The organism is Acidobacteriota bacterium, from assembly GCA_040754075.1.
Classification (GTDB): Bacteria; Acidobacteriota; Blastocatellia; order UBA7656; family UBA7656; genus JBFMDH01.
On sequence record JBFMDH010000018.1, the window covers coordinates 23504 to 47382 of the forward strand.

At 49.0% G+C, this 23879-nt stretch carries 23 protein-coding genes; 4 read left to right on the plus strand and 19 right to left on the minus strand.

Features of this window, described 5'->3' with window-relative positions; translation table 11 throughout:
* The first annotated feature begins 67 nt into the window (after window positions 1-67).
* Window positions 68-838, plus strand: coding sequence for an SDR family oxidoreductase (locus AB1757_18705; protein MEW6129076.1), 771 nt, complete (start codon window positions 68-70; stop codon window positions 836-838).
* Window positions 839-1056: 218 nt separating this feature from the next.
* Here AB1757_18705 and AB1757_18710 read toward each other — a convergent pair whose 3' ends face one another.
* Window positions 1057-1839, minus strand: coding sequence for a hypothetical protein (locus tag AB1757_18710; GenBank protein MEW6129077.1), 783 nt, complete (start codon window positions 1837-1839; stop codon window positions 1057-1059).
* A 35-nt stretch (window positions 1840-1874) separates the two neighbouring features.
* Complete coding sequence (locus tag AB1757_18715) at window positions 1875-2144, minus strand: hypothetical protein (protein MEW6129078.1); 270 nt, start codon at window positions 2142-2144, stop codon at window positions 1875-1877.
* Between the two features lie 144 nt (window positions 2145-2288).
* Here AB1757_18715 and AB1757_18720 point away from each other — a divergent pair, with 144 nt between their 5' ends.
* The 3 genes from AB1757_18720 (at window position 2289) to AB1757_18730 (ending at window position 5695) form a co-directional block, all read left to right on the plus strand.
* Window positions 2289-4508: a winged helix-turn-helix domain-containing protein gene (locus AB1757_18720; protein MEW6129079.1), complete on the plus strand. Its 2220-nt coding sequence runs from the start codon at window positions 2289-2291 to the stop codon at window positions 4506-4508.
* Window positions 4509-4646: 138 nt separating this feature from the next.
* A complete protein-coding gene (locus AB1757_18725) occupies window positions 4647-5075 on the plus strand; it encodes an ester cyclase (protein ID MEW6129080.1) in 429 nt (142 codons plus the stop codon).
* A gap of 134 nt (window positions 5076-5209) precedes the next feature.
* Window positions 5210-5695, plus strand: a complete 486-nt coding sequence (locus AB1757_18730) for a RidA family protein (GenBank protein MEW6129081.1) — start codon at window positions 5210-5212, stop codon at window positions 5693-5695.
* A gap of 16 nt (window positions 5696-5711) precedes the next feature.
* Here AB1757_18730 and AB1757_18735 read toward each other — a convergent pair whose 3' ends face one another.
* The 17 genes from AB1757_18735 to AB1757_18815 form a co-directional block, all read right to left on the minus strand.
* The gene (locus AB1757_18735; protein MEW6129082.1) at window positions 5712-6848 is read right to left on the minus strand and encodes an FAD-dependent monooxygenase; all 1137 of its coding nucleotides are present in this window, start codon (window positions 6846-6848) and stop codon (window positions 5712-5714) included.
* Window positions 6849-6857: 9 nt separating this feature from the next.
* Window positions 6858-7757 (minus strand): HEAT repeat domain-containing protein, encoded by a 900-nt coding sequence (locus AB1757_18740; protein ID MEW6129083.1) that lies wholly within the window; start codon window positions 7755-7757, stop codon window positions 6858-6860.
* Window positions 7758-7876: 119 nt separating this feature from the next.
* Complete coding sequence (locus AB1757_18745) at window positions 7877-8449, minus strand: hypothetical protein (protein ID MEW6129084.1); 573 nt, start codon at window positions 8447-8449, stop codon at window positions 7877-7879.
* 25 nt (window positions 8450-8474) lie between these two features.
* The gene (locus AB1757_18750; GenBank protein ID MEW6129085.1) at window positions 8475-8897 is read right to left on the minus strand and encodes a DUF420 domain-containing protein; all 423 of its coding nucleotides are present in this window, start codon (window positions 8895-8897) and stop codon (window positions 8475-8477) included.
* A gap of 98 nt (window positions 8898-8995) precedes the next feature.
* A complete protein-coding gene (locus AB1757_18755; protein ID MEW6129086.1) occupies window positions 8996-9259 on the minus strand; it encodes a hypothetical protein in 264 nt (87 codons plus the stop codon).
* Window positions 9260-9279: 20 nt separating this feature from the next.
* Entirely contained in the window at window positions 9280-9867 is a 588-nt protein-coding gene (locus AB1757_18760; protein ID MEW6129087.1) for a cytochrome C oxidase subunit IV family protein, read from the minus strand.
* 37 nt (window positions 9868-9904) lie between these two features.
* Window positions 9905-10579, minus strand: a complete 675-nt coding sequence (locus AB1757_18765) for a cytochrome c oxidase subunit 3 (protein ID MEW6129088.1) — start codon at window positions 10577-10579, stop codon at window positions 9905-9907.
* Between the two features lie 21 nt (window positions 10580-10600).
* Window positions 10601-11299 carry a cytochrome c oxidase subunit 3 gene (locus tag AB1757_18770; protein MEW6129089.1) on the minus strand — a complete coding sequence of 233 codons (699 nt, stop codon included), beginning with the start codon at window positions 11297-11299 and terminating at the stop codon, window positions 10601-10603.
* Between the two features lie 172 nt (window positions 11300-11471).
* A complete protein-coding gene (locus AB1757_18775) occupies window positions 11472-13286 on the minus strand; it encodes a cbb3-type cytochrome c oxidase subunit I (protein ID MEW6129090.1) in 1815 nt (604 codons plus the stop codon).
* 101 nt (window positions 13287-13387) lie between these two features.
* Window positions 13388-14254: a cytochrome c oxidase subunit II gene (gene coxB, locus AB1757_18780; GenBank protein MEW6129091.1), complete on the minus strand. Its 867-nt coding sequence runs from the start codon at window positions 14252-14254 to the stop codon at window positions 13388-13390.
* An 82-nt stretch (window positions 14255-14336) separates the two neighbouring features.
* A complete protein-coding gene (gene cyoE, locus AB1757_18785) occupies window positions 14337-15239 on the minus strand; it encodes a heme o synthase (GenBank protein ID MEW6129092.1) in 903 nt (300 codons plus the stop codon).
* A 5-nt stretch (window positions 15240-15244) separates the two neighbouring features.
* Window positions 15245-16195 carry a COX15/CtaA family protein gene (locus tag AB1757_18790; GenBank protein ID MEW6129093.1) on the minus strand — a complete coding sequence of 317 codons (951 nt, stop codon included), beginning with the start codon at window positions 16193-16195 and terminating at the stop codon, window positions 15245-15247.
* Window positions 16196-16308: 113 nt separating this feature from the next.
* On the minus strand, window positions 16309-17133 hold the full coding sequence (locus AB1757_18795) for a hypothetical protein (GenBank protein MEW6129094.1): 825 nt from the start codon (window positions 17131-17133) through the stop codon (window positions 16309-16311).
* Window positions 17134-17212: 79 nt separating this feature from the next.
* On the minus strand, window positions 17213-20689 hold the full coding sequence (locus tag AB1757_18800; protein ID MEW6129095.1) for a hypothetical protein: 3477 nt from the start codon (window positions 20687-20689) through the stop codon (window positions 17213-17215).
* Between the two features lie 95 nt (window positions 20690-20784).
* Complete coding sequence (locus tag AB1757_18805) at window positions 20785-21738, minus strand: cytochrome C (protein ID MEW6129096.1); 954 nt, start codon at window positions 21736-21738, stop codon at window positions 20785-20787.
* Between the two features lie 229 nt (window positions 21739-21967).
* Window positions 21968-22930 (minus strand): cytochrome b N-terminal domain-containing protein, encoded by a 963-nt coding sequence (locus AB1757_18810; GenBank protein ID MEW6129097.1) that lies wholly within the window; start codon window positions 22928-22930, stop codon window positions 21968-21970.
* A 123-nt stretch (window positions 22931-23053) separates the two neighbouring features.
* Window positions 23054-23812, minus strand: a complete 759-nt coding sequence (locus AB1757_18815; protein MEW6129098.1) for a Rieske 2Fe-2S domain-containing protein — start codon at window positions 23810-23812, stop codon at window positions 23054-23056.
* Window positions 23813-23879: the final 67 nt, after the last annotated feature.

Below are 23879 nucleotides of genomic sequence, written 5' to 3' on the forward strand. Positions count from 1 at the left end.
CTGTTGGTGTGAGGCAGTAACGATTATAGTTCTCCGGTTTTAAATCGAAAACAACCAGGAGAACATTATGAATGATTTTGAAAATAAAACGGCGTTGATCATTGGCGGCAATAGCGGCATCGGACGCGAAACCGCGCGACTCTTGCTCGAAGGCAATGCAAAAGTTACGGTTGTCGGACGCCATCAACAAAAACTTGCGGCGACAGTTGCCGCGTTACAGCATCTTGGCGACATCACCGCCTGGCAAAGCGATTTGGCGAACCGCGACGAAAGCGCCAATCTGGTACAGCGCATTGCCGAAGAATTGCCCAGGGTCAATTTGCTGGTTAATTCGGCTGGCGTTTTTCTGCCCAAATCGTTTCTCGAACACACGCCAAACGATTACGACAGCTATTTGGAGATTAATCGCAGCAGTTTCTTTGTCACTCAGCAAGCCGCAAAAAATATGACCGCAGAGAAACAAGGCGGCGCAATCGTCAATGTCGGCTCAATGTGGGCGCATCAAGCGGTTAAAGCCACACCCAGTTCGGCTTATTCAATGGCAAAAGCCGGACTTCATTCTTTAACGCAACACCTGGCAATGGAACTTGCCGACGCCAACATTCGCGTAAACGCGGTTGCCCCCGCCGTCGTCGAAACGACGATTTATGAGGCATTCATTGAACCGTCGAAAGTTCACGAAACCTTGCAGGGCTTTAATGCTTTTCACCCCATCGGGCGCATTGGGACAGCCCAAGACGTAGCCGAAACCATTGTCTTTTTGCTCTCGGACAAAGCCTCCTGGGTAACCGGAGCGGTGTGGAATGTTGACGGCGGTGTAATGTCCGGCAGAAATTGATGATGCCTTTTAGCCGATGGCGATTGACATTAAAATGCTTGAGGTCGAATCCGGTTTCGGGAAATGCCCGTTTGCAAGACGGGGTTTTATCATTGATAAACGCTTGCAGGCAGAAATAAAGGGCGAGGACAAATCCTTCGCCCTTTCAATTTCATTCATCCCGAACAGGTTCGCGCATGGTGATGATTTTGAATTATTGCCCGATGCGCCAAATCGAATCAGTGAATCACGATACCGAAACTGAATGTTATATTATCGCTTCGTCTTCCCGTCGATGAAATTGGGTTGAATGGTCCCGAAATCACTTTCCAATTGCGGTCACCTGCAAATATCGGATGGTAGTCAATCTCGAATACCCGAACATCAATCCGCTTTCCGGCGCGAATATCAATTCCGCCGCCGAGTTTCATGGCAAAACTCGTCTCACGATCCTGCCCGTCAAAATTGAATTGTGGAAACAGGTCTAACACCTGCGCCTGTCGGTCTGTGTAACGCGCCGCGCCGATGAGCGCGTGAGCGAACGGTTTGATTTGCGCCTCCTTGCTGTTGTTTTTGACCTGCACGCCGACAAGAAAATTGTAAAGCCGTTCTCTGGTCGTGATGGTTTGGGTTACGCCCGGCGGTGTGAAGTTATCATCAAATCGGTCGTCTTTGAAATGTCCCGTGAAATCGCCTTTGATGCCAAAGTATTTCGACAGATTGAAAGTAATCGAAGCATCAAATCCGTTGAAGCTGCGCCGGTCGCAGAAGAATTTCTGGAGGTTTCCGCCAATCATCTCGCCGGTTGCGCTACTGCACAGGTCGCTAAAAGTCTGGCTTCCGCCCGGACTGGTAAAGGTCACGCTTTCAGTGATGGTTTTGGTTGCAGCCAGTGAATAACCGCCGAAAATTTCCACCTTGTGATAATCACCCGCGCTTTGTCCGAAACCGTGTATAACGAAAACGACCAACAACAAGGTGAGGGATTGCAAAATTGATAACCAAATTTTTTTAATATTCATAAACTCTCCTAATCAGTTTGATGTTGCGTCCGAGGTCATTCACACCCGAAAAAGTTTTGCCTGAGCGATGCGAGGCAAATCAACAGAGTGCCATCGGCATTTTCGGCAAAATGAAGCGAGCCGTTTTCGACGCGGCGGAATAGTTCGCGCTGGCTGGCTTTGGCAATCGCGGCGGCTTCTTGCAGGTCAACCATTTTGACTTCAACTTGGCATAACTGACAGCGGATGCCTGGCGACGGTCTGCGGCTGATGAGCCAAAGACGCTCTTTTTCAATGGTGATTTTTGCTCTTCTGGTTTTCTTCATAACCGTTTTCCTATGCTTTTTTGCCGAAAACTTTTCGTGCTAGAATGACTCGCTTTTCAAGCGTGGAGGCGATTATCGGCGAAACGCGAAATAAAAATCTTCAACGGCGTTTCAATTTTTTATCAACTGTTTCTCAACCGCTTTATGGGTAAACAAATCAAGCGTTTCTATGAGTTTGGCGATTTTCGGATTGATTCAGTCAACCGCCGTCTGCTGCGCGACGGAGAGGTTGTGGCGCTCAAGGCAAAGGCGGTTGAGACGTTGTTGATTTTGCTTGAACACCGGGGCGATGTGGTGGAGAAGGATGATTTGATGAATCGCCTTTGGGCAAACAACTTTGTCGAAGAAGCAAATCTCACGCAAAATATCTACACGCTTCGCAAAGCTCTCGGCGGCGAGTATATCGAAACCATTCCGCGACGCGGCTATCGGTTTACGGCGGAAGTCAAAGAATGGGAAGACGGGTTTTCGGATGAACTGATTCTCGTGCGTGAAAAAACCAAAATGAACGTCAGCTACAAGGAAGAGGTTGACGACACACCGGAAGAACGCGAACAACCAACCGCCGCCGAAAAACCAATAACCGAATCGCTCAGTCAGCGCCTAAAACCGCAATGGCTTACCGTCGGGTTAATCATCATCGCAACCGCGCTCGCGGCTCTGTTTTTTTTCTGGATGCGCCCTGCAAAAATTGCTTTTGAAAAGGTGAATCTGGCAAAGTTGACAACCACAGGGAACGTCTGGAAAGTCGCGGTTTCGCCGGACGGAAAATATCTGGCGTTTGTGGTGAACCAAGCCAATCAGCAAAGCCTGTGGCTGCGGCAACTCGGCACGGGCAAAGATTTGCAACTCACGTCACCGACACAGACGCAGTTTTACGGTCTGACTTTTACACACGATGGAAATTATCTTTATTACACCAGTCGGGGAAAGAATCGTCCGGGAACGCTTTATCGACTGGCGGCTTTGGGCGGAGAGCCATTGAAAATTTCCGAAGGCGTGGATTCGCCTCCTGCGCTAGCGCCTGATGATGCGCATATCGCTTTCCTGCGATTCAGCGCGCAAGACCGCGCCCTCATCGTTGCCAACGCGGATGGCACACAGGAAAAAAAACTCGCTGCCTCGCCTCAAGCCGACACCTCAATTCAACCGGATTCTTTCGTGTTAGCGCCCGAATGGGATGTGCCTCCGCCCGCCTGGTCGCCGGATGGTAAAACCATCGCCTGCACGGTCGGCATTCCGGCATCGGATGGCAGGTACGAAACCATTTGGGGATTTGATACAGACAGTGGCGCGTCGCGCCCATTGACTTCTGAACGCTTTGAAGAGGTCGGACGCCCCGAATGGTTGTCGGATGGGAGCGGCTTGATTGCGGCAGCGGCTAAACAGGGAACCGGATTCGTCTATCAAATCTGGCACATTGACTTTCCGTCGGGCGCGGCGCGAAAAATCACCAATGATTTAAACGACTACCGCGATATGAGCGTCACCCGCGATGGCAAAACGGTGATTGCCGTGCAAGCCGAACGGAAAGCCAACATCAACATCGCCTCAATGGATGACCTAAACAGCGTCAGGCAAATTACCTTTTCCAATTACGACGGCATTAACGGTTTGTCGTGGACACCGGACGATAAAATCGTTTTCACGCGGCTTGCGCCCGGTGAACAGAATTTGTGGATAACCGATTTGGATGGCAGTGAACCGCGCGCCTTAACCACGCATCAGGGCTTTATCATTCAACCGGTGGGGTCACCCGACGGACGTTATGTGGTTTTCGCATCCAACCGCGCCGGACGTGCGCATATCTGGAGAATTGATGTTGACGGCAGAAATCCTTTGGAATTAACCGGCGGCTTTGAAGACATCCAGCCAAGCATCACACCGGACGGTCAGCAGGTTGTCTTTAAATCTTCATCGGCACAGCTTTTCCGCGTCGGAATCGGTGGCGGTGAGGCTGAACGGATATTCGGTAATCTGCCCGATAGCTTGCTTACCTATCCAACGGTTTCGCCCAACGGGAAAGCGCTTGCCTTTTATTATCGTGCCAATTCAACCGCGCCGATTAAATGGGCGGTCATGCCGATTGGCGGTGGCGAACCCCGCGTGATTGGCGATTTGCCGACGATGGGCGCACGGTACGCCTGGACACCTGACGGGCAAGGGTTGGCGTTTGCGCCATTGCAAAACCCTGCGGGAAATATCTGGATTCAACCTCTTGATGGCAGCCCGCCGAAACAACTGACCTTCTGGAAACCCGAACGAATTTTTTCATTTGGCTGGTCGAAAGACGGCAAAAAACTGGCATTCGCCACCGGCACGCAAAGCAGCGACGTCGTATCAATCAGCGACGCTCAGGATTAGATTTCATTTTGTTTCAAAAGCAAATTAAAACCTAAAGCTGAATTGTTTCCTTTGAAATCCGGGAGTAAAGTATTTTTCAATTCTGAAACTAACGCCATGACGTCGCGGGAAATTAGCCTGAAAAAAGGAGAGTTACCAATGACCCAAAACGACACCTTATTGCATCGTTGGTTTGAAACGGTCTGGAATCAGGGGCGAGCCGAAGCGATTGACGAAATGTTTGATTGTGAGGGCATTGCTCATGGACTCACAGACCAACAAGGCAATGAGCTTTGCGGGCCCCAAGGCTATAAACCTTTCTATGAAAGCTTTCGCAATGCCTTTCCGGACATCCGGGTGATGGTCGAAGATACCGTGGAAGAAGGCGATAAAATCGCCGCTCGTTGTAAAGTAATCGCCACTCATACCGGCGAAGGATTAGGCATTTCACCAACCGGCAAGCCCGTCGAATTTACCGGCATGACGATTGTTCGCGTGAAGGATGGAAAAATTATCGAAGCCTGGAACAATTTCGATTTTATGACGATGTTTCAGCAGCTTGGCGCAATCGCACTCCCAGTCGATTAGAATATTGAAAGCCTTGCAGGGGTGAATAATTCAACGAAAATGTTTGCGACTCCTCGTGAAATAACTATGGTTTGCTTTACAAGCATTGCCAATTCAGCAGGCAAATTTATTTAAAATGAAAAAGGTTAATAACCATGTCTAAAATCGAAGACCGACTGAATGAACTTGGATTGGTTTTACCGCCACCACTGACTCCGCCTCCGGGCATCGTTTTGCCATTTGAATTTGTCAGACTCAACGGCAAGCGGGCAATTATTTCAGGACACGGGCCACAAAATCCTGATGGCTCGCTGGCTGAACCGCTCGGCAAAGTGGGGCGCGAATTAACCGTTGAACAAGGTTACCGGGCAGCGCGGCTTACGGCGCTTTCCATACTTGGCAGCCTTAAACGCGCGCTTGGCGACCTCGACCGCGTCACCGCCTGGGTAAGAATTTTCGGCATGGTTAATTCTGCACCCGGTTTCAATCGACAACCGAACGTCATCAATGGCTTTTCGGATTTGATACTTGAACTTTACGGTTTGGTGATTGGCGCACACGCGCGTAGCGCCGTCGGACTTGCCGAACTTCCTTTCGACATTCCGGTTGAGATTGAAGGCGAGGTTGAAATTAGCGATTGAATTGAAGCGACCCGGTTCAACCGTTCTGCCGCAGCCAGTTTTCGTAAGCTGCGATGAAATTCGGGTCGCGCCGACGCAGGCGTTCGTGATTGATTTTTTTACTCCGCGTCATGAATTTATAAGCAAAAGGTATCGGTTCAAGCTTGAGTTCGTCTTTGGCGTTTTCAAATAAAATCAGACTGGCATAAGCCGCGTCCTGTAAATCATCAACAAATGGTTTACGAGTATTCTCGAAATCAACCAGGGTTTCCGGCACCTCTTTGCCAGGCGCGAATGATTGCGCGAGGGCGATGGCATCTTCGAGCGCGAGTTTCGTGCCCGACCCGATAGAAAAATGCGCCGTATGCAAAGCGTCCCCAAGCAGCACGATATTCCGATGATGCCAGTGTTGATTTTTCACCAGTAAAAAATTGAGCCATTTGACGAAGTTGTTGGTTAGCAAACGGTGTCCCTGCAAGTCGTCTTTAAAAACCGCTTCCAGATAGTTGCAGGTTTGCGCTTCATTCATTTCATTCAACCCGGCCTGTTGCCATACGGCTTCACTGCATTCAACGATAAACGTGCTGGTCGTTTTATTGAATTTATAAGAATGGGCAATGAAAAGCCCGGCTTGGTTTTCCCGGAAGGTCAGCGTCAAGCCATGAAAAAGTTGATGCGTGCCAAGCCAGATATATTTATTATGGCGCACTGCAATTGACGGCTGAAAGGCATCGCTATAGGTGCGACGAACCAAACTGTTCGCGCCGTCTGCGCCAACGATTAAATCGGCATCCTTGATGGTTTCGACATCAGTAATATTCGTGCTGAACCTGAGATTAACGCCGAGTTCCGCGCACCGGCGTTGCAAAATATTTAAAAAAGTAATTCGCGCAATGCCTGAGAAGTGATTGCCATAGACGCTGATTTTTTCTCCGCGATGAACAATGTCAACGTTGTCCCAGATTTCACAGTTGGCGAGAATTTCTTTAAACGAAGGCTCATCACTTTCTTCAAGATATGAAAATGTGCGGTCGGAAAAAACGATTCCCCACCCGAAGGTGTCACTGGCTTTATCGCGCTCAAAAATGGTGATGTCGCGCCCAGGGTCTTGTCGCTTCATCAAAATCGCAAAATACAATCCTGCGGGACCACCACCAACAATATTTATTTTCATCTTCTCACTTTATCTTCCGTTTCGTTTACGAATCGCTTCCAGCGTGTTCAAAGCCTGTTGTCGCACCGCATCAGACATTCCGGTCATCTGTCCGGTGTAGCGTTGAATTGCGGGAATATCTTCCGTTTGTCCGACAAGGTATAACGCCTTCAAGGTTTCAAATGCCTGTTCGACAGACGGCGCGATGGTAATCAACTCATCGCCGATTTTAACCGTTGATTTATCGGCAACGAGTATCGCTTGAATGCGCGCATCGTCAGTCGAGCGAACTTCGACGATTTGCCCATCGGCTTTTTTAATTCTGGCAAGCGGGGTGTTTTCGGAAATGGCGCGACCTTCTTCGGAGATCAGGAGTTCAATCTCGCCATCGGTTTCTGCTCTGAGAGTTTGCGATTCAAGCATGGCAAGCAATTCTTTGCGCCCCGATGGGTCATTGAAACGAACCAGTTGTAAAGCGGCGTTATGGCGAACCCCGGCGTTGGCATCCTGCAACAACTCAAGCAGCGATTGATGAAACTCCTGAGATTGATTGTCCTGTCCCATCGTCCACGCTGCCATTTTACGAACCTGCGGCGCTTCATTTTTTGCGGTCGCTACAATCAACGGATACCATCGCTGCACTGACTGATCGCCCTCGATAATTTTGTTGCCGATGTAAGAAAGCGCGTGTTGCACATTGCGGGGTTTTTCTTTGTCGGTTAGATATTGCTGAATTTTTTCATCTGAAAGCGGACGACCAAACCATGAACCATACCACGACAGAAAAGGGATGAAGATAAACAGAAAAATCACCACAATCATCGCCCAGGGGTATCGCCGTTTGGCATTGGTCACCGGTATGGCGTCGAGCAATTCAATATCTCGATCAACCGATGATGAATCATTATTTTGCTTATTCTCGCTATTCACAACGAATTCTCTTTGAATGAATTTATTCTCGTTTCGGTTTTCCGATTCTAGATTTTACCTGCTGTTTAAGCAACCTGTCGAAATCGGATTAAAAAGGGAAAGTTTTATTGGTTGTTTTATCATCGTTGATGTTGGTAAACCGTTTTCGTCCGGTTATTCCTCACCGTGCAAGCGCCCGCCATGAAAGATTGAATAAATAATGATTCACTTGACGCCAACGCTTTGCGAAACGAGGCGTTCATGAGCGAACTCGAAGCCCGCACTGCCGCAAACGTAAGTCCCGCGTAAGCCACCAGGGTTGCGGCAATCGGCATATCATTTAATAAGAGATTGAAGAAGAAAATCAGCGACACAACCCCGCCAACCGTCACCCATAATCTGATGGCTGAATTTGCATTGGCAAGATAAAACACCACAATTTGAATCGGTACAGCAAGCAGTAACCGGAACTCTCTGGTTACCAATGCCACAAGGATTGCCGCAAGCGCCGCGAGAATTAACAGCACGGATAGCGATGAGATAAAAATTTTATTTACTCTGGAATTGTAAACGGCTGACCATTCTGCCGCCGCCAGCGGGTCTACGCCAAAGCTGACTTTTTTATCTTTAAGCGATTGTTGTAACTCGGCAAAAGTTTGAAAAGGCAATGCATCGGCGAGCTTTTTAAATTCAACCTGCTTTTCTATTGGCATTGGTAATTCGATTGAGGCTAAAAAATCAACGCGATGGAAACAGATGGTAAAGCATCAGGTAAACAATCACCCCGGTTACTGATACAAACAGCCATATCGGATAGGTCCAGCGCGCCACCCGACGATGTCTCTGAAATTGATTACGCAAAGCGCGAACCAGCGTGGTGATGACAAACGGCACCATGACTGCCGCAAGAATGGTATGCGGAATCAAAATCGAAAGATAGGTGATACGCGCCCAACCGGGACCTTGAAAGCGAACCGAACCAACGTTGTAGTGATAAATCAGATAGCAGATTAAAAACAGTATCGAAGCGGTCACTGCGCCAAGCATGCACAGACGATGAGTGTTCATATTGCGGCGACGAATCATCAAATATCCGGCGATTAAAAATACCGCGCTGGTGGCATTCAAACAGGCATTAAGGGTTGGAAAAAATTGAATCATATGGTTTTTAGTGTACCCACTTTTCGACAGACAAAAAGCACGAACGTTCGCTTTGAAATTTTCTGAAACGATGTTCGTGCCTTCAAAAATATTTAAAATTATTTTCCGTCACTGAGGAATTCCCGGTTTTGGTAGCCCTGAAAATTTCGATAGCGATAAATCAAACCGAAAATCCCGACAAACATCGCCACCGGCGGAATGAATAAAACCAGAATCGCCAGGTTCATGGTGCTGGCTGCCTGTTTTGCCCCCGCAGCATTTTCTAAAGTTTGCCGGCACATCGCGCATTGCGCAAAGTTCGGCTCGGCAATAAAAAGCACAATGGCGACCGCCAGAAGCAGAATCCAAAATCGACTACGCATACTTCACCTTACTTTTATCTTTACTCTTCCGCATGAACCTTTTGAATCGCCGGGTCAGGGCGGTTATTAAACAAGCGATTCCCATCCGGGAATAAAATCGCAAATAAACAGAGCAACACAATCATCACCGGAATCACCGTCAGGATGAATGGTTTGGTTTCAAATTTCATGTGCATGAAATACGCCACAATCATTGCCGCTTTAATCAAAGACAGTCCAATGAGAATGATTAACATGGTAATCACGCCGACTTTGTAATAACCGAGCACCACTTCAATTCCCGTCAGTAACAGCAAGCCGCCCCAGATAAAGATATTTTCCCGGTTGGAACCGCCATGATGGTCATCGTGAGCGTCTTCGACCGGGGTAATGTCTTCGGGAAACGGTTGCGCGACCAAACCTTTTTTCTTCGCCCAGAGATAGGGTGGCACGGCAAATAACAGAGCTAATAACAGGCTCACTAAAATCAAAAACAGGTCATCGGTTCCAGACCTCAGCATATTGGCTCCGGTTGCTGCGGCAATCACCACACAAATACCCGACAGCCCCAGTAATACCAGATTCAATATTTTCGATTCTCGCTCTTGTTTTTCTTGGGTGTGCTCCATAACTTTTTCCTTTGCCCTTGAAATTCATCCTCACATATTAATGCGGCAGGTTGGTCAGTTTGTGATCCATATCTACGGACATGATGTAAATCAACGGGAAGACAAACATCCAAACCAAATCAACGAAGTGCCAATACAAACCGCAGGTTTCTATGTCTTCGGGAGTCATCTTACGAATGCGCGTGGCAATCAATCCCAGATAAATCACCCCCGTGAAGACGTGAAACATATGCAGTCCGGTGATGCCGAAAAATGCCGAACCGAACAGGATTGACGCATTTGGCCAAACCTTCAGCCATTCCTGCGGCAAGCTGTTGAAGTAGAGTCCTTCGCTCATTAAATGGTTCCATTCCGTCATGTGCAGGATGATGAACATCGAGCCGAAAAACATCGTCGCCCAAATCCAATAACGCGCCAGTCTTTTCTTGCCGCGCTTTCCGGCATCAACGGCAAAAACCATAGTCAAACTCGAAGACAGCAGCACTAAGGTCATCACGGTTGAAAAGATGATGCTCGGATTAAACGGAAAAGGTGTGGGCCAATCCTGACTTGAAAACCGCGCATAGCTATAGGCAATCAACAATGCCGCAAAAGTCAGGGCATCCGACATGATGAACAACCACATTCCCAGTTTTCTATGCCCGATGCGGTACGGTAACGCGCCGCCATCCCATTCACCCGTTAAGACTCCGACTTCCGGTGCGTCAGACATCCATTCACCTCCAAAATGTTTTTAGAAGAAAAACAACAATACAAATAAATAAATCCACAAGCCATCCATGAAATGCCAGTACAGAGAGGTCACTTCAACGGCATTGCGTTTTCGCTCGGTTATTCTGAGTTTAAGCGCAGCCAGGGTCACATACGAGAGCGCCATCACCCCGCCGATTAAATGCACAGCGTGCAACCCGGAGAGGATATAAAAAAATGAACTGTGGGGATGGCTGCTCAGATAAATTCCCTGCCCCGCAAGCTGTCGCCACGCAATCACCTGCCCGATAAGAAAGATCGCGCCGAGCGCCGTGGTGATAACCAGCCAATTTTTGAATTGTTCATATTGATTTTTCTTTAAGGCGCGCCGGGCAAATTCAAAAGTGATGCTGCTGATTAAAATCACCCCTGTGGTAATCCACAACGCCGAAGGGATTTGCAAAGGAAACCAGTCTTTCGCCAAGCCCCCGCTATCTTTATCGATTTGCCGGATGATGTAGGCGCTGGTTAATGCCACAAAGAGCATGGCAACACTGATAATTCCCAGCCACATACCGATTTTATACTTCTTCGGCTCGATAGCATCATCGCGCGAAAAGCCCGGCGGCCAATCCGGGTGATTGGGGTCATTGCCTTGCGGCCCGCCGCCATCTCCACCCATGTGTTGTCCACCACCTGCGCCGATTCCCGGCTTAACATTGATTCCTGAAACTGCCATCATTTCCATCTCTTTAATTGCGGATTGCGAAATGCGGATTGCGGATTGATTAGTGCCCGCCAGTTATAATTAAATCGCAATTGGTAATTGCCTCCGTATTAGAAGCGGATCAAGCAAATCTGCCAGTGATTAGCACCGGGCAATCCGCATTTCGCAATCCGCAATCCACAATTGTTTAATCTCCATGAACCTTTGCGCCCGGCGGTTCGGTTTGCATCGAGTAATCCTTGGCTTCACCGGGTACGCTGAATTCATAAGGTCCCCGATACACCACAGGTTCCACGCCCCCGAAATTATCGAACGGCGGCGGCGAAGGAATATCCCATTCCAGCGTAGTCGCTTCCCACGGGTTGACCTCGGCTTTCTTACCCTTGGCGAGACTCCAGAACACGTTGAATAGAAACACAAATTGCGCGGCGATGGTAATAATTACCATTATTGTTATGAACCGGTGTAAAGGCATCACACTCTTTAGAAAATTTAATTCGTCATGGGTCGAATAACGCCGAGGCGCGCCGACCAGTCCCATTACATGAAATGGAATGAATATCGCATTGACGCCAATGAAAGAGATAAAGAAATGCAGTTTCCCCAAACCTTCATTCATCTTGCGACCAAACATTTTCGGGAACCAGAAATAGGTTCCGGTGAAGATGCCGAAGATCGCCGCCACCCCCATAATCAAATGAAAATGCCCCACCGGGAAATAGGTGTCGTGAAGCGAGATGTCAACCGTTGTCTGTCCCAGGAAAAGCCCTGTGATACCGCCCGAAACGAAAAGCGAGACAAACCCCAACGAAAACAGCATCGGCGTATCAAAACGGATTTGACTGTTCCAGAGGGTTCCCAGCCAGTTAAAGGTTTTAATTGCCGAAGGCACGCCAATCGTCAGCGTGATGAGTGAAAAGGCGATGGCGGTTCGCGGATCCATCCCACTCATAAACATATGGTGTCCCCAGACGAAAAAGCCTAATAAGCCAATCGCAAAAATTGCATAGACCATCGCTTTGTAACCGAATACCGGTTTGCGCGCGAAGGTTGACAGCACATGGGAAGTCAGCCCCATACCCGGAAGGATGGCGATGTAGACTTCCGGGTGTCCAAAAAACCAGAACAGATGCTGCCACAAAATCGGCGACCCGCCCGATTGTTCGGTCTCCGATGAAATCAATTTACCGCTGACATAGGTTCCGGTTGGAATGAAGAAACTGGTGCCGCCCAGTTGATCGAATAACAGCAGCACGCCTGCGGCTAAAAGCACCGGGAATGAAAGCAGCGAAAGCACCGCAGTGGTAAACCATGCCCAGCAAGTCAGCGGCAAGCGCATTAGCGATAACCCTTTGGTTCGCATATTGAGCATCGTGGTGATGAAATTTAACGAACCCAGCAACGACGCGACACAGAAGAAAGCAATACTCGTCACCCATAGCTGAACGCCAAGCCCTTGCCCGGGTCCTGCAATATCGCCAAGCGCACTGAGCGGCGCATAACCTGTCCAGCCTCCGATGGGTCCCAAGGTCGTCGCCGTACAAAAGAGCGCGGCAATCGCAAAGGCTAACGCAATAAAGGTTGTCCAGAAAGACAACATATTGAGAAGCGGAAATGCCATGTCAGCCGCGCCGATTTGAATCGGCAGAAAATAATTTCCGAATCCTCCCTGCGGCGCAGTCGTCAATACGAAAAACACCATGATGGTGCCGTGCATCGTAACCAGTGACAGGTACATCTCCGGGGTGATGACCCCGTTTGGCGCGGCTTCTGGAAACAGCGTCTTCAAAAACCCGAACGCCTGTCCAGGATAGGCGAGTTGTAAGCGCATCAAAAGAGAAAGTCCCATTCCGACAAATGCCGAAAATAGCGCCAGAAAGAAATACTGAATACCGATTACCTTATGGTCTAAACTGAAAACATATTTCCGCCACCAGGTCGTCGGGGGGGCATGATGATGCGCGCCGCCAGACTCATGGGTTGGATGTATGACTTCTGCCATCGCTTCCTCCTAAAGGATTCAGGGGTTGACTGCAAATAAAAATTAAGCCTGAAAAGATGATTGAAATTTGTGCTGCCAGTTGAAATTTAAACCAGCTGAAATCAATTCGCCGCGATTACTTTTGAACTATTGACTTCGTATCGTTCCATCAATTGTCCCAAGCGCTCTTTGTATTTTTCGGGAGTCATCGCGGTTAAAGCGTCATAATCTTCCTGCGGCAAAACCAATAAAAAAGTTTTCATATTGAAATGCAGCGAGCCGCAGAGTTCGGCACAGGCGATTTCATATTTGCCCACTTCCGTTGCTTTGAAATGAATGCGGACATTCATTCCCGGAACCGCGTCCTGTTTGATTCTAAGCGCAGGAACGAAGAGACTGTGAATCACATCTTTGGAACGGATGCGCAACGCGACCGGACGTTTTTCTGGAACCACAAGCGTTGAAATCTGAATATCGTCTTTGCCGTTGGGGTCGTCAGGGTCTACGCCGACGAAATTCAAAGACCCGTCATTGATGAATTTGGTATTGGTTTTACCGGTGACGCCATCGGCTCCGGGGTAATGAAAATTCCATTGGAATTGTTGCGCCACAACTTCGATATTGGTGGCTTCGGCATCGCTCGGTTGATTGAGGTGAATGCCTGCCCAGACGATTTGTCCATACACGGCGACGACGACGAAAACCACAGCCGTAATTACTGTCCAGACGGCTTCGAGTTTATTATTGCCGTGGGTATATTTTGACCGCTCATTGCCTTTTCTTCCGTAGCGAAAAACTGCCCATGCCAATGCCAGTTGACAGGTAATAAAGGCAAAGCCGACCACCACAAGGGTGCGGTTAAATTGGTCATCAACCTTAGGCCCGTGCTCCGAGATGGGATGAACGAACCACCAGTTTCCGCTCCAGAATGTCCATGCCGAACCGACCGTTAAAGCGACAAGTAATAATGCCAATAGGATTTTGCTCATAAACCCCTCTAAGAGAAGATGTGATGCCAGAGGCTGATGAGCCGGAAAACCATCAATTCATTGCTGCATCAACAACTGACACCTAACGGTTAATCACCATCAATCCGAAAAGAATTGGCAAATAGAGAACTGAAGCCAACAGCAACTGCCGGGCTTGCCATTTGGTTCTCTGCATTGCAGTGCGAATGCTGACGAATAAAAACGCCAGTCCAAGCGCGCACGCGCCAGCGAAATAAATTTTCCCCGAAATATTTACTAGAGTCGGCAATAAACTCACAGGCAAAAGCAACAACGTATACGTGACGATTTGTTGCCCTGTGACTTTGCCTTCGGGTTCAACGACCGGCAACATTTTGATTCCGGCTTTGGCGTAATCTTCGCGATACATCCAGGCAATCGCCAAAAAATGCGGGAACTGCCACAAAAACAAAATCGCAAACAATATCCAGCCTTCGATGCTCAGATAACCGCGCGCTGCAACCCAACCGACAAGCGGCGGCATCGCCCCCGGAAACGCGCCCCAAAATGTTGAAAGCGTCGTGCGGGTTTTGAGCGGCGTGTAAATCAACAAATAAGTCGCCGCGGTGATGACTCCGAGAAGCGCGGTCAGCGAATTCACTGTCCATGCCAGATAAACATTCGCCAGAACGATTAATCCCATGCCAAAGATAAACGCCTGTCTGGCATTCAATTTTCCGGTCGGCAACGGTCTCGCTTTGGTGCGTAACATCAACGCATCGAGGTCACGTTCCATCCATTGATTGATGGTCGCAATTCCCGATGAGAGAACGCTCACGCCTAAAATGAGATTAAAGAGTTTCAACCAGTCAATTCCCTGCTCAACTCCCAGACAAAAGCCCGCGATGGTCGTCAGCACAACTAAAAACGTGATGCGCGGTTTGGTGAGTTCAACAAAGGCGCGCAGCTTTTCCCGCACCGGCAATTCGGCGACATCGTCGTTTAGAATTCTATTTACGGATTCCATTTCGATTACACCGTCGCCTTTCTTGCCGAAGACATAGCCTTCTCATTCACACCGGCGTTTTGCGGAGCCAGCACCTTGTAGCAACGCGCGGTCAATACCACCATCGCCGCCAAAGTTAATGCCCCAACCACGACGTGGGATGCGGTCAGTGAAATCATCGGTTCAAGCGGTTGCGGGTCATCTTTTGAAGCCACCCGCGCAAAGTAAGCCGCGATTCCGAGTCCCACCTGCAATATCATTAAGCCCAAGACTGCCCAAGCCGGACGGCGAATCCATCGCTCATCGTGCCTGGTTAGCACTGCTGATGCTGTCCAGATAATCAAACCTGCAACCAAACCGGCTCCGACAATGTGCGGGATGATGCCCCACGCGCCATGTCGAAACCCCGCGCCTAAAACCAGTTGCAATAAAACCGCGCCGATGGTTGCCACCGTCAAGGTTCTAAGCGCCACCCCACCTTCATCTTTTATGGTCTGACGTTCAACAAACCAACCGCGTGAAGTGAAGACCGCAAGCGCCACGATCAAACCGAAAAAGCTCTGTGCGATGAGCGCGTGCGGCACAGCGATTTGCGGTTTATAAGCCGGAAACCAAACTCGTATGCCGCCGATTGCCGCTTGTGCAACGACGCCAACAAAAGCCAGCAGCGCGAGGGTTTTCACCCATTTGCGTTTTTCGGAAAACCAGATTGAAAGAGCCAGTAAAAAAGTGGTGAAACCCACGACACCTGCAATGAACCGGTGCGAATATTCATAGCGCACATTTGCAATGAAATTGTCAGAATGAATCAACCAGCGTCCGAATGACAGGGGCCAATCAGGAACCGAATCCCCGGCTTCGTTACTGGTAACGAGCGCACCGGCAACCAGCAAAATAATAATTAAAAAAGCTAAGAAAATTGCGAAATAATGGAGCCAGATTTTAGGCTCGAAACCTACATCTACTTGCTTACTCAAAACTACAAACCTCGATTCGTTAATTTGATAAACGACAAGTAAAGCATAGAACTCATCATTCAACAAATCTGATAACGAACGACGCGCCCCCATCAGAGCGCGTCGTAAAATCATTAAGGAACAATCAACGCCGGTTCAACCGTGAGCGATGTCGGAATGAATGCGGCTTTCGGCGAGAAGGTGAGATCCTGCACCTTCGATTCTTTCGCCGTAACTTCGATGCTCATCTGTTTTTCGCCCAACTTTTCGTGAAAGGCAATCAACGTATATTTGCCCGGCGGCACATTTTTAATTGAGAAAGAGCCGTCTTTGCCGCTCACTGCATAAAACGGATGACCGAGAACGCCGATATGCGCAACCATCCAGGGGTGTTGATTACATTTCACCGGAATCAGAGTTTCAGCTTTTTTAAAAACCTCTTTAAACGGCGCTTGCCCGGCGGATTGCACTTTGTTCCATTCGGGATTATTTTTCGGCGATGGGTGAACGTTATGCGTTGTCTGGTCACTGTTGCGAATTTCCAAAGTTTGCCCGACCTGAACGCCTAAAACGCGCGGCGTGTAACGACAACCATGCTGGTCGAGAACCACGACCTCTGACGGAGCGCCGAATTCAAATTTATCGGCGTTGCCGCCTTTCAAATAGACGAAGACGTTTTGCAAATTGCCGTTTTCTACCAGCACATCATCATTGAGTTTATCGCCTTCGGCGCGAACACAATTGGCGTCCTGACTCATATCAATTTTCGCGCGTTCGGGAGCCGTGCCATCGAATTTAATCACGCCTTTGATTTCTCCTTCATCGGCTTTCGATTCGTATTTGGCTTTTTTAGGAGTATCTAAATTCTCCTCCAGGTTTTTCTTCTTAGGCTTACAATTGGCAACCATCATCGCCAGGACGACAATTGCCAGCAGTAAAATTGCAGACTTCTTGAACATTACCTTTCCTCCTTTTCGTGAATACCAGATTGCTTTGCATCAATGCCTGATGCCTTAGAAAAAATCGCAAATTGGTATTCTAACGACCCGCTCCCGTCTGAGAAAGTTTATCCGTCTTGCGCTTGCCGGTTGCTGCTGTCTTATTCGCCTCAGCAGGTTTTTGTCCGGCTGGCGCAGGTGCAGGCGCGGCTCCGCTTGCGGCTCCCGCTTTCAATCTTCCCTGTTCATCAGGGGTAATCTGGAACATATACCGTACCAGTAAATCCGCATGGTCTTTGGTATAGGTTTGAATTTGCGGCGAGGTCACGCCTTTCATAATCCAGCGGTCGTGCTCAGGAATGGTGTCGCGTTCAAACAGCCCCGAAGGCATAGCGGTTCCGGGACTGATGATTTGCGGTTCCAGCATCCAACGCCTTGTCCATTCGGGTTTCAATCGCTCTTTGGCAATCAGGAAATTCGGCGCGGTGGCTTTGGCATCGTGCGCCGCATCGCCAGTCATATGACATTTCAAACAAGGTGCCGCCTGTGAACTGAACATGGCGCGCGCCATGGTCTGTTCATCCGGCGTCAACTGCTCCATCGGCTCAGGCATATAAGGCATCTGTTGCGAAGATGCGCCCATAAAGAAATTGACCAACGCCTGCAATTCATTCTGCGAGAAATTAAATGTCGGCATCCTGACTTTCAAGTAAGAACGCACACCGTTTCGACTTACGCCCCACTGCCGCCCCAATGTCCAGGCTTGCTCGATGGCTCCGTTTGCCTGCGCGGGTTGCGCAGTTGCGAGCGGCGGACCGGGTTTGGCGGGAGCCGCAGCCGCAGGTTTCGCCTGCGCGGGTTGTCCCGTCAAATGGGCTGCCATAGCCTGTTTCACGGCATTCGCATCACCCGAACTGAGCGATGGGTCTTTCAAAAATTTCAACAACCATTCGGGATTGACGCGCGCCCCCTGGGTGGTCAGGCGCGGCGGCAACATTTCCGCTTGCCCCTGATAAATCGGCACCGTGCTGATTGCCGTTTCGGGTTGTCCGATTAACACATTGTGACAACCCATGCAGTTATATTTCTGTACGACCCACCAACCGTCCTGCACGGCTTTCTTTTGACCTGTAGGGGTGTAACGCATCGAAGCCGGGAGCGGGGTTTCAACACTGCCTAATAAAAACGTGGTCAAGGCATCAATATCCGGTTTTTCCAGATAGATATTGGGCATCTTCAAACGCTCTTCGGGCGGCTTCTCTTTGCCTTTATCGTAGATTCCCGGATTGCGCAGTTTATTCTCAAAAAATCCTTTATGGTCGTACCACTTGCGACCTTCGCCATTGGTGTAGGGGTCTTCTCCGCGTTTTGCCGGTTCGGTAAGCAAGGCAAAGTCGAGGCGTTCAATCGGCTTGCTGCCTTCGGGCGTGAGTTCCGTGCCGATGCGTTGCTCTTCTTCAAGACCGCTGATTTCATGACAACCGGCGCATCCGTAAGTTTTCGCGAGTTTTTCGCCTTTTGCCGCAAGTTCTTTGTCATCCATAAAGGATGCCGCCGGGTAGCCTTCATTCTTTTTCAAAGAGAATAAGAATGTCGCAACATCGCGGGCTTCTGATTCGGTTAAGCGGAAATTCGGCATCACGGTCATATTGTGAATTTGTAATTCACGACCATCAACCGGACTCTTTGAATGCTCATCATCAAACAGGAACGGTTTGCCAACCTTCTTATAATCATCGGGCAGCAAATCTTTTTTGGCGAATGGCGAAAAGGGAGTCAGGCGTTTGCGCGGATTATAAATCCAGCGCACGATGTAATCGTAGTTGGCTTTCTCGCCAACCCTTGAAAGGTTCGCGGCAAAATGTCCGCCAACGATACCTTTTCCTGTGCCAATGGCTTCTCCGTCAATGGCGTGACAAGCCAGACAGCCAATGGATTTGAAAATCTCTCTGCCATTGTTGGCATCGCCCATCGTTTGAGTTTGAACTTTGACATCCAACGCCTTCTGCCAGATGAACGCCGAGATGGCTTGAATTTCATCATCATCCAAACGGAAAGACGGCATCTTGGTTCCCGGTCGAAATGCCTGCGGGTCTTTGAGCCAACCCGGGATCCAATCCTTCACCAATTTCGCTTTAATCTCTTTCAGATTGGGTCCGACTTTTTTGGCGTCCTGCATTAAATACTTCGATTGTCTTTCATATTCGGCGATTTTGGCGTCGAGTTGACTGATGAGTTGCGGAATTTCAACGCCGGCGCGATTGCGCAGTCGTCGCGTTTCATCTTCGTCTGTAGCATTATCGGCAGCCGCGTTGGTCTCTTTAATTTCTCGCAACCGAACTTCGCGTTCGAGTTCCAGAAGGCGAATTTGTTGCCGGGCATTGGCAAGCGCATCGGTTTCGCGGTCATACCCTTCATAACGGTGACATCCTGTGCAACCGCGAACCTGGAAAAGTTGTTTACCATCATTGAGCGTGGTCGCCATTTGCGTCACACGGTCAGCTTTGTGGCATTGATTACAACCAGCCTGCACATTCTCTTTGTAATAGAGCGGCCAGAGCCAGTGTTTATAACGACCGTGCCCTTTTTCAACCGAAACGGTTCCGCGACCATTGCCACCATGACAGAGCGAACACCCGAAGCGTTCGGGGTCATGAGTTTTTAAGAGGTCTTGATTGGGATGCGAAGCAAAGGCGATGGATTTTTCATCCACCTCGCGCTCATCGTTTGCCATGTTGACCGGCTTGATTGGCAACGGTTCGCGAATTCCCAGATGGCAGGATTCACAACGGTCAACAACATCGCCTTCTTTGACATGAATCTGTTTAATTTTGAATTCAAACTTTTCGACCTTATCTTCAAGCTGGCTGATTTGCTGGCTGCTTAAACCAATCACGTTATCCTGCAAATAGGTATCGTAATTTTTCTTAGCTTGGGAAACCGGTTTATTCAATACCACGACTTCGGCGGCAAGCGCAGCTTTGCGGTCGTTCAACTCATTATATTTTTTCTCCAGTTCATAAAAGTCCATCGAGACTTTCTGTTCATTGCCGGCGTTGTCATGGAGTTTGATGGTATCTTTCTCTTTTTTCTTGTTGGCGATTTCGTCACGGTATTTTTGGCGTCCGCTTTCCGGCGCATTTTCGAGGTTGAAGGTTTTTGCAGCAACCCAGGCGCGGGTATCTTGAAATTTAGGCGTAATGTCATCGAGTTGCTGGTTGATGGCGCGGGTTTCTGCCTCAATCTCTTTTAATCGCGGTGTCGCCTTTTTAGTTTCATCATCCAATTTTTCTTTGAAATCGACATATTCGGGAGTGGCTCTCACTTCGGCTTCGGTTCTCCCCTGGCGAGCTTTCACGCGTTCGAGATAATCGGCGTAGCGTGTGACAAATTCCTGCTGATAGGTTTTCCAGGGTCTTTGCGTGATGATTTCGTCATACATCGACCAGAGCATGACGGCAACCAGCGCCAACGCAGAAAGCAGGATTGGAAAACTCAATGATTTTTCAGCAATCGGATCCGGTTTAGGGGTTTCAGTTGTTTTTTTCTCCAATGCCTCATTCACATTATCAGCCATTTTAAAACCTCCAATTTAGTCATTGGTCGTTCGTCATTGGCAAAACTTTGGTTATGTTGACGCGCTTCAACCAATGACACCTGACGAAGGACGAATCAGATATTGAACCAGGGAGTCACCATTACATATTTGATTCTGAATAACTGGCGAGCGAGTAATTTCACCGGCATCGCCCACAATACAGTGATTGCAAAAAACTGAAATATCGAATACTGCAAGAAGGTGGTGCGCTCGAAAATTTTCTTATCGAATTGCGTGCGGGTAACGATTTTGTGAGTTAAAAAACCCGCCACGGCAAAGAAAATTCCGACCACTACCGCGCCAATCAATCCTTTCCAGGGTTGTTGTCCGGCAAACGTCAGCCCCCAATTCACCAGAATATCCGGCAAATCGCGGTTGACTTCGTAAGGCACGGTGTTGTGATCCCAGGTTTGTCCGGGCCAAAACCACACCCATCCGGGACCGCGCATAAAAGTGCCGATGATAATCAACGCCACCCAGGTCGCAAAGCCGATTAAAAAAGCGCCGACCGCAATCTTTCGCTGCTTCCAGGTGTAATAACCGGAGCCGAGCGGGTTGGCGTCAACATACGGAAACACCATCAAACCGATGAGAATCAAGGTTGGCATCACCACCCCGGCAATCCACGGGTCGAAATAAACCAACATTTCTTGAAGCCCCAGAAAGTACCAGGGCGCTTTCGATGGATTCATCGTCAGGTTGGGATTCGATGGCTCTTCGAGCGGCGCATTAAGTCCTATCGACCAGACATACAGAATAATCGTGACAATGACCGCTGCCAGGAATTCCACACGCAGCAGATAAGGCCAGACGTGCAATTCTTTCGCCCATCCGCTTTGAAAGGGCAAGGTTTTGCGATGATGGGTTTTCGCCATCTGCGGGTTTTGTTCCAACTCGCCAACCAGCCGGTCATTCGCCAGTGCCTGTTTGAATCCGAGCCAGGTAAAAAACGGTATCAGAAACAGCATTGCGACAATCGGAATATTGTCCGGCAAGGTGGTGATTTCCCATAATTGATGCCAATCCATATTTCCTCCATTGCGGATTGCGGATTGCGGATTGCGGATTTTCAGATTCGCTTTCCGATTCCAGATTGATGGTTGCGAAATACTAAGTAGGTAGGAAGTAGTTCTTTTACACGAAACACGCAAAAAAGCCTGAAAAATAGCTGATTCTTGTCAAATAACTTTTTTCCACCTACTTAATTGATCAACTTTTTGTCAATCCGCATTTCGCAATCCGCAATCCGCAATTGAATTACTTTCCTGCGGCTCCTTTAACCGAACGCGCGCCAGCCGCTTTCATTTCGGATTCGAGCATAACCGGTGCGGGACCTGAAATGCCGCCATCTTTACGGACACGCCAGAAATGCACAGCAAGCAAGACACTGACGATGGTCGGAATCGCGATGCAGTGCCAGATGTAACTGCGCAGCAAGGCATTGGCATCAACGATTGACCCGCCAAGCAAAGCGAAGCGCACATCGTTATATTGCGTCATGCCCATCTGCACGCCGAACGGACCTTCATTGCCGAGCATTGGCGAAGCTTTTGCCATATTGGTGCCGACGGTTACCGCCCAGAATCCCAACTGGTCATCGGGTAACAGATAGCCTGTAAAACTGAGCAACAAGGTTAAGGTCAATAGCACCACACCGACCGCCCAGTTAAATTCTCTCGGCGTTTTGTATGAACCGGTGAGCACCACGCGAAACATATGCAGCCAGGTGGTAATGACCATCAAATGCGCTCCCCAGCGGTGCATATTGCGCAGCAGTTTGCCGAAAGGCACATCGTTTTCAAGATAAATAATGTCCTGATACGCCATGCCTTTGCTCGGATGGTAATAAAACATCAGCAAGATGCCGGTGAAGGTCAACACGATAAACAGATAAAAAGTTATACCGCCCATTCCCCAGGTATAACTGAAGCGCACCGCGTCACGATTAACCTTTGCCGGGTGCAGGTGCAAAAAGACGTTGGTTAAAACGCCCAGTGAGCGCGCGCGCGGGGTCGGTTCGTGTTTGACGCGAAAGATGGATTTATAGAGCTGAGTTTTCGTCGGGTCTTTGAGATTTTCCAGTTCGGATTGTAAATTCTCTTTACTGGTTTTGGTCTTCATTAAGGCGATGTCTTCTTTGATTCCTTCGCGAAGTTTATCGACCAACCCGACACTAGACTCAGGTCGCTTTTGCAGTAGCTCAGGCTTTTCAGGTTCCATACAAACTCTCCTAAGTGAGCAGGGTTGTCACACGATTACCCGCCCGTGTGACAAAGAAATGTTCAATCTGTGACTGAACCGAAAAATGATTCATAGGTTATCAATGAGAAAAGTTGCAAAGAATCAGACCTGTAAGAACGCCCCCGGGTCATCAAATTGGCTCTTCTCGCCTTTTGGAAACGAATAAAGTTTCGCCGTATCAACCACGATTTGTCCGGTCGGGTCGAGCGCCACTTGTGCTCTATCCATCGGACGCGGCGCGGGACCTTCAAAGTTGATACCTTCAAAGGTATAGCCGCTGCCGTGGCACGGACATTTGAATTTATTTTCACTGGGTTTCCAATCAGGCGTGCATCCCAGATGCGTACAACGAGCGTAAATCACGAACAGCTTTTCAGAATTACGGACTACCCAGATGCGGTATTGTTGTTGAAATTTGGTATCCACCCCAAACCCGAAGTCTGACGGGTAGCCGATGCGAAAAGCTGTGGGCGGTTCAAACAGGGTTCTCGGAAGGAAGAACCTCAGGAACATGAAGAAACAGGTAGTTAAAAAGCCAATCAATGAAGTCCATACGATAACCCGGCGCATGGCATTGACCGGCGTATCGCTGTCTGTGCCCTCGACCACCGCTTTGCTTTTCGCGGCAGCCGATGACCCGACCGTTGACGGTTTGGCGGGTGCGGCGGCAGTCGGTTTCGGTGGCGCAGGTTTAGCAGGAGCAACCGGTTTAGGCGGAGGAGTAGGTTTATCACCTGCGGGTGTTTCAGGTGAAGCTGTTTTTCCGTTTGTGGCTGTTTCAAGCGCCGGTGGCGCTTCCGTTTTAACCTCAACTTCAGACGTAGGAGTCGCGTCTTGTTTGCTGTCTTGCTCTGTGTTCATACTGAAGGGTCTCCATAACTGCTGTTAATGAATAAATATGAAAGTAAAATGCCTGAGTGAAAATCCC

What these genes read in the sequence shown, in the direction of transcription:
- AB1757_18705 (MEW6129076.1), top strand. Translation starts at nt 68, where the DNA reads ATGAATGATTTTGAAAATAAAACGGCGTTGATCATTGGCGGCAATAGC.
- AB1757_18710 (MEW6129077.1), bottom strand. Translation starts at nt 1,839, where the DNA reads ATGAATATTAAAAAAATTTGGTTATCAATTTTGCAATCCCTCACCTTG.
- AB1757_18715 (MEW6129078.1), bottom strand. Translation starts at nt 2,144, where the DNA reads ATGAAGAAAACCAGAAGAGCAAAAATCACCATTGAAAAAGAGCGTCTT.
- AB1757_18720 (MEW6129079.1), top strand. Translation starts at nt 2,289, where the DNA reads ATGGGTAAACAAATCAAGCGTTTCTATGAGTTTGGCGATTTTCGGATT.
- AB1757_18725 (MEW6129080.1), top strand. Translation starts at nt 4,647, where the DNA reads ATGACCCAAAACGACACCTTATTGCATCGTTGGTTTGAAACGGTCTGG.
- AB1757_18730 (MEW6129081.1), top strand. Translation starts at nt 5,210, where the DNA reads ATGTCTAAAATCGAAGACCGACTGAATGAACTTGGATTGGTTTTACCG.
- AB1757_18735 (MEW6129082.1), bottom strand. Translation starts at nt 6,848, where the DNA reads ATGAAAATAAATATTGTTGGTGGTGGTCCCGCAGGATTGTATTTTGCG.
- AB1757_18745 (MEW6129084.1), bottom strand. Translation starts at nt 8,449, where the DNA reads ATGCCAATAGAAAAGCAGGTTGAATTTAAAAAGCTCGCCGATGCATTG.
- AB1757_18750 (MEW6129085.1), bottom strand. Translation starts at nt 8,897, where the DNA reads ATGATTCAATTTTTTCCAACCCTTAATGCCTGTTTGAATGCCACCAGC.
- AB1757_18755 (MEW6129086.1), bottom strand. Translation starts at nt 9,259, where the DNA reads ATGCGTAGTCGATTTTGGATTCTGCTTCTGGCGGTCGCCATTGTGCTT.
- AB1757_18760 (MEW6129087.1), bottom strand. Translation starts at nt 9,867, where the DNA reads ATGGAGCACACCCAAGAAAAACAAGAGCGAGAATCGAAAATATTGAAT.
- AB1757_18765 (MEW6129088.1), bottom strand. Translation starts at nt 10,579, where the DNA reads ATGTCTGACGCACCGGAAGTCGGAGTCTTAACGGGTGAATGGGATGGC.
- AB1757_18770 (MEW6129089.1), bottom strand. Translation starts at nt 11,299, where the DNA reads ATGATGGCAGTTTCAGGAATCAATGTTAAGCCGGGAATCGGCGCAGGT.
- AB1757_18775 (MEW6129090.1), bottom strand. Translation starts at nt 13,286, where the DNA reads ATGGCAGAAGTCATACATCCAACCCATGAGTCTGGCGGCGCGCATCAT.
- coxB (MEW6129091.1), bottom strand. Translation starts at nt 14,254, where the DNA reads ATGAGCAAAATCCTATTGGCATTATTACTTGTCGCTTTAACGGTCGGT.
- cyoE (MEW6129092.1), bottom strand. Translation starts at nt 15,239, where the DNA reads ATGGAATCCGTAAATAGAATTCTAAACGACGATGTCGCCGAATTGCCG.
- AB1757_18795 (MEW6129094.1), bottom strand. Translation starts at nt 17,133, where the DNA reads ATGTTCAAGAAGTCTGCAATTTTACTGCTGGCAATTGTCGTCCTGGCG.
- AB1757_18800 (MEW6129095.1), bottom strand. Translation starts at nt 20,689, where the DNA reads ATGGCTGATAATGTGAATGAGGCATTGGAGAAAAAAACAACTGAAACC.
- AB1757_18805 (MEW6129096.1), bottom strand. Translation starts at nt 21,738, where the DNA reads ATGGATTGGCATCAATTATGGGAAATCACCACCTTGCCGGACAATATT.
- AB1757_18810 (MEW6129097.1), bottom strand. Translation starts at nt 22,930, where the DNA reads ATGGAACCTGAAAAGCCTGAGCTACTGCAAAAGCGACCTGAGTCTAGT.
- AB1757_18815 (MEW6129098.1), bottom strand. Translation starts at nt 23,812, where the DNA reads ATGAACACAGAGCAAGACAGCAAACAAGACGCGACTCCTACGTCTGAA.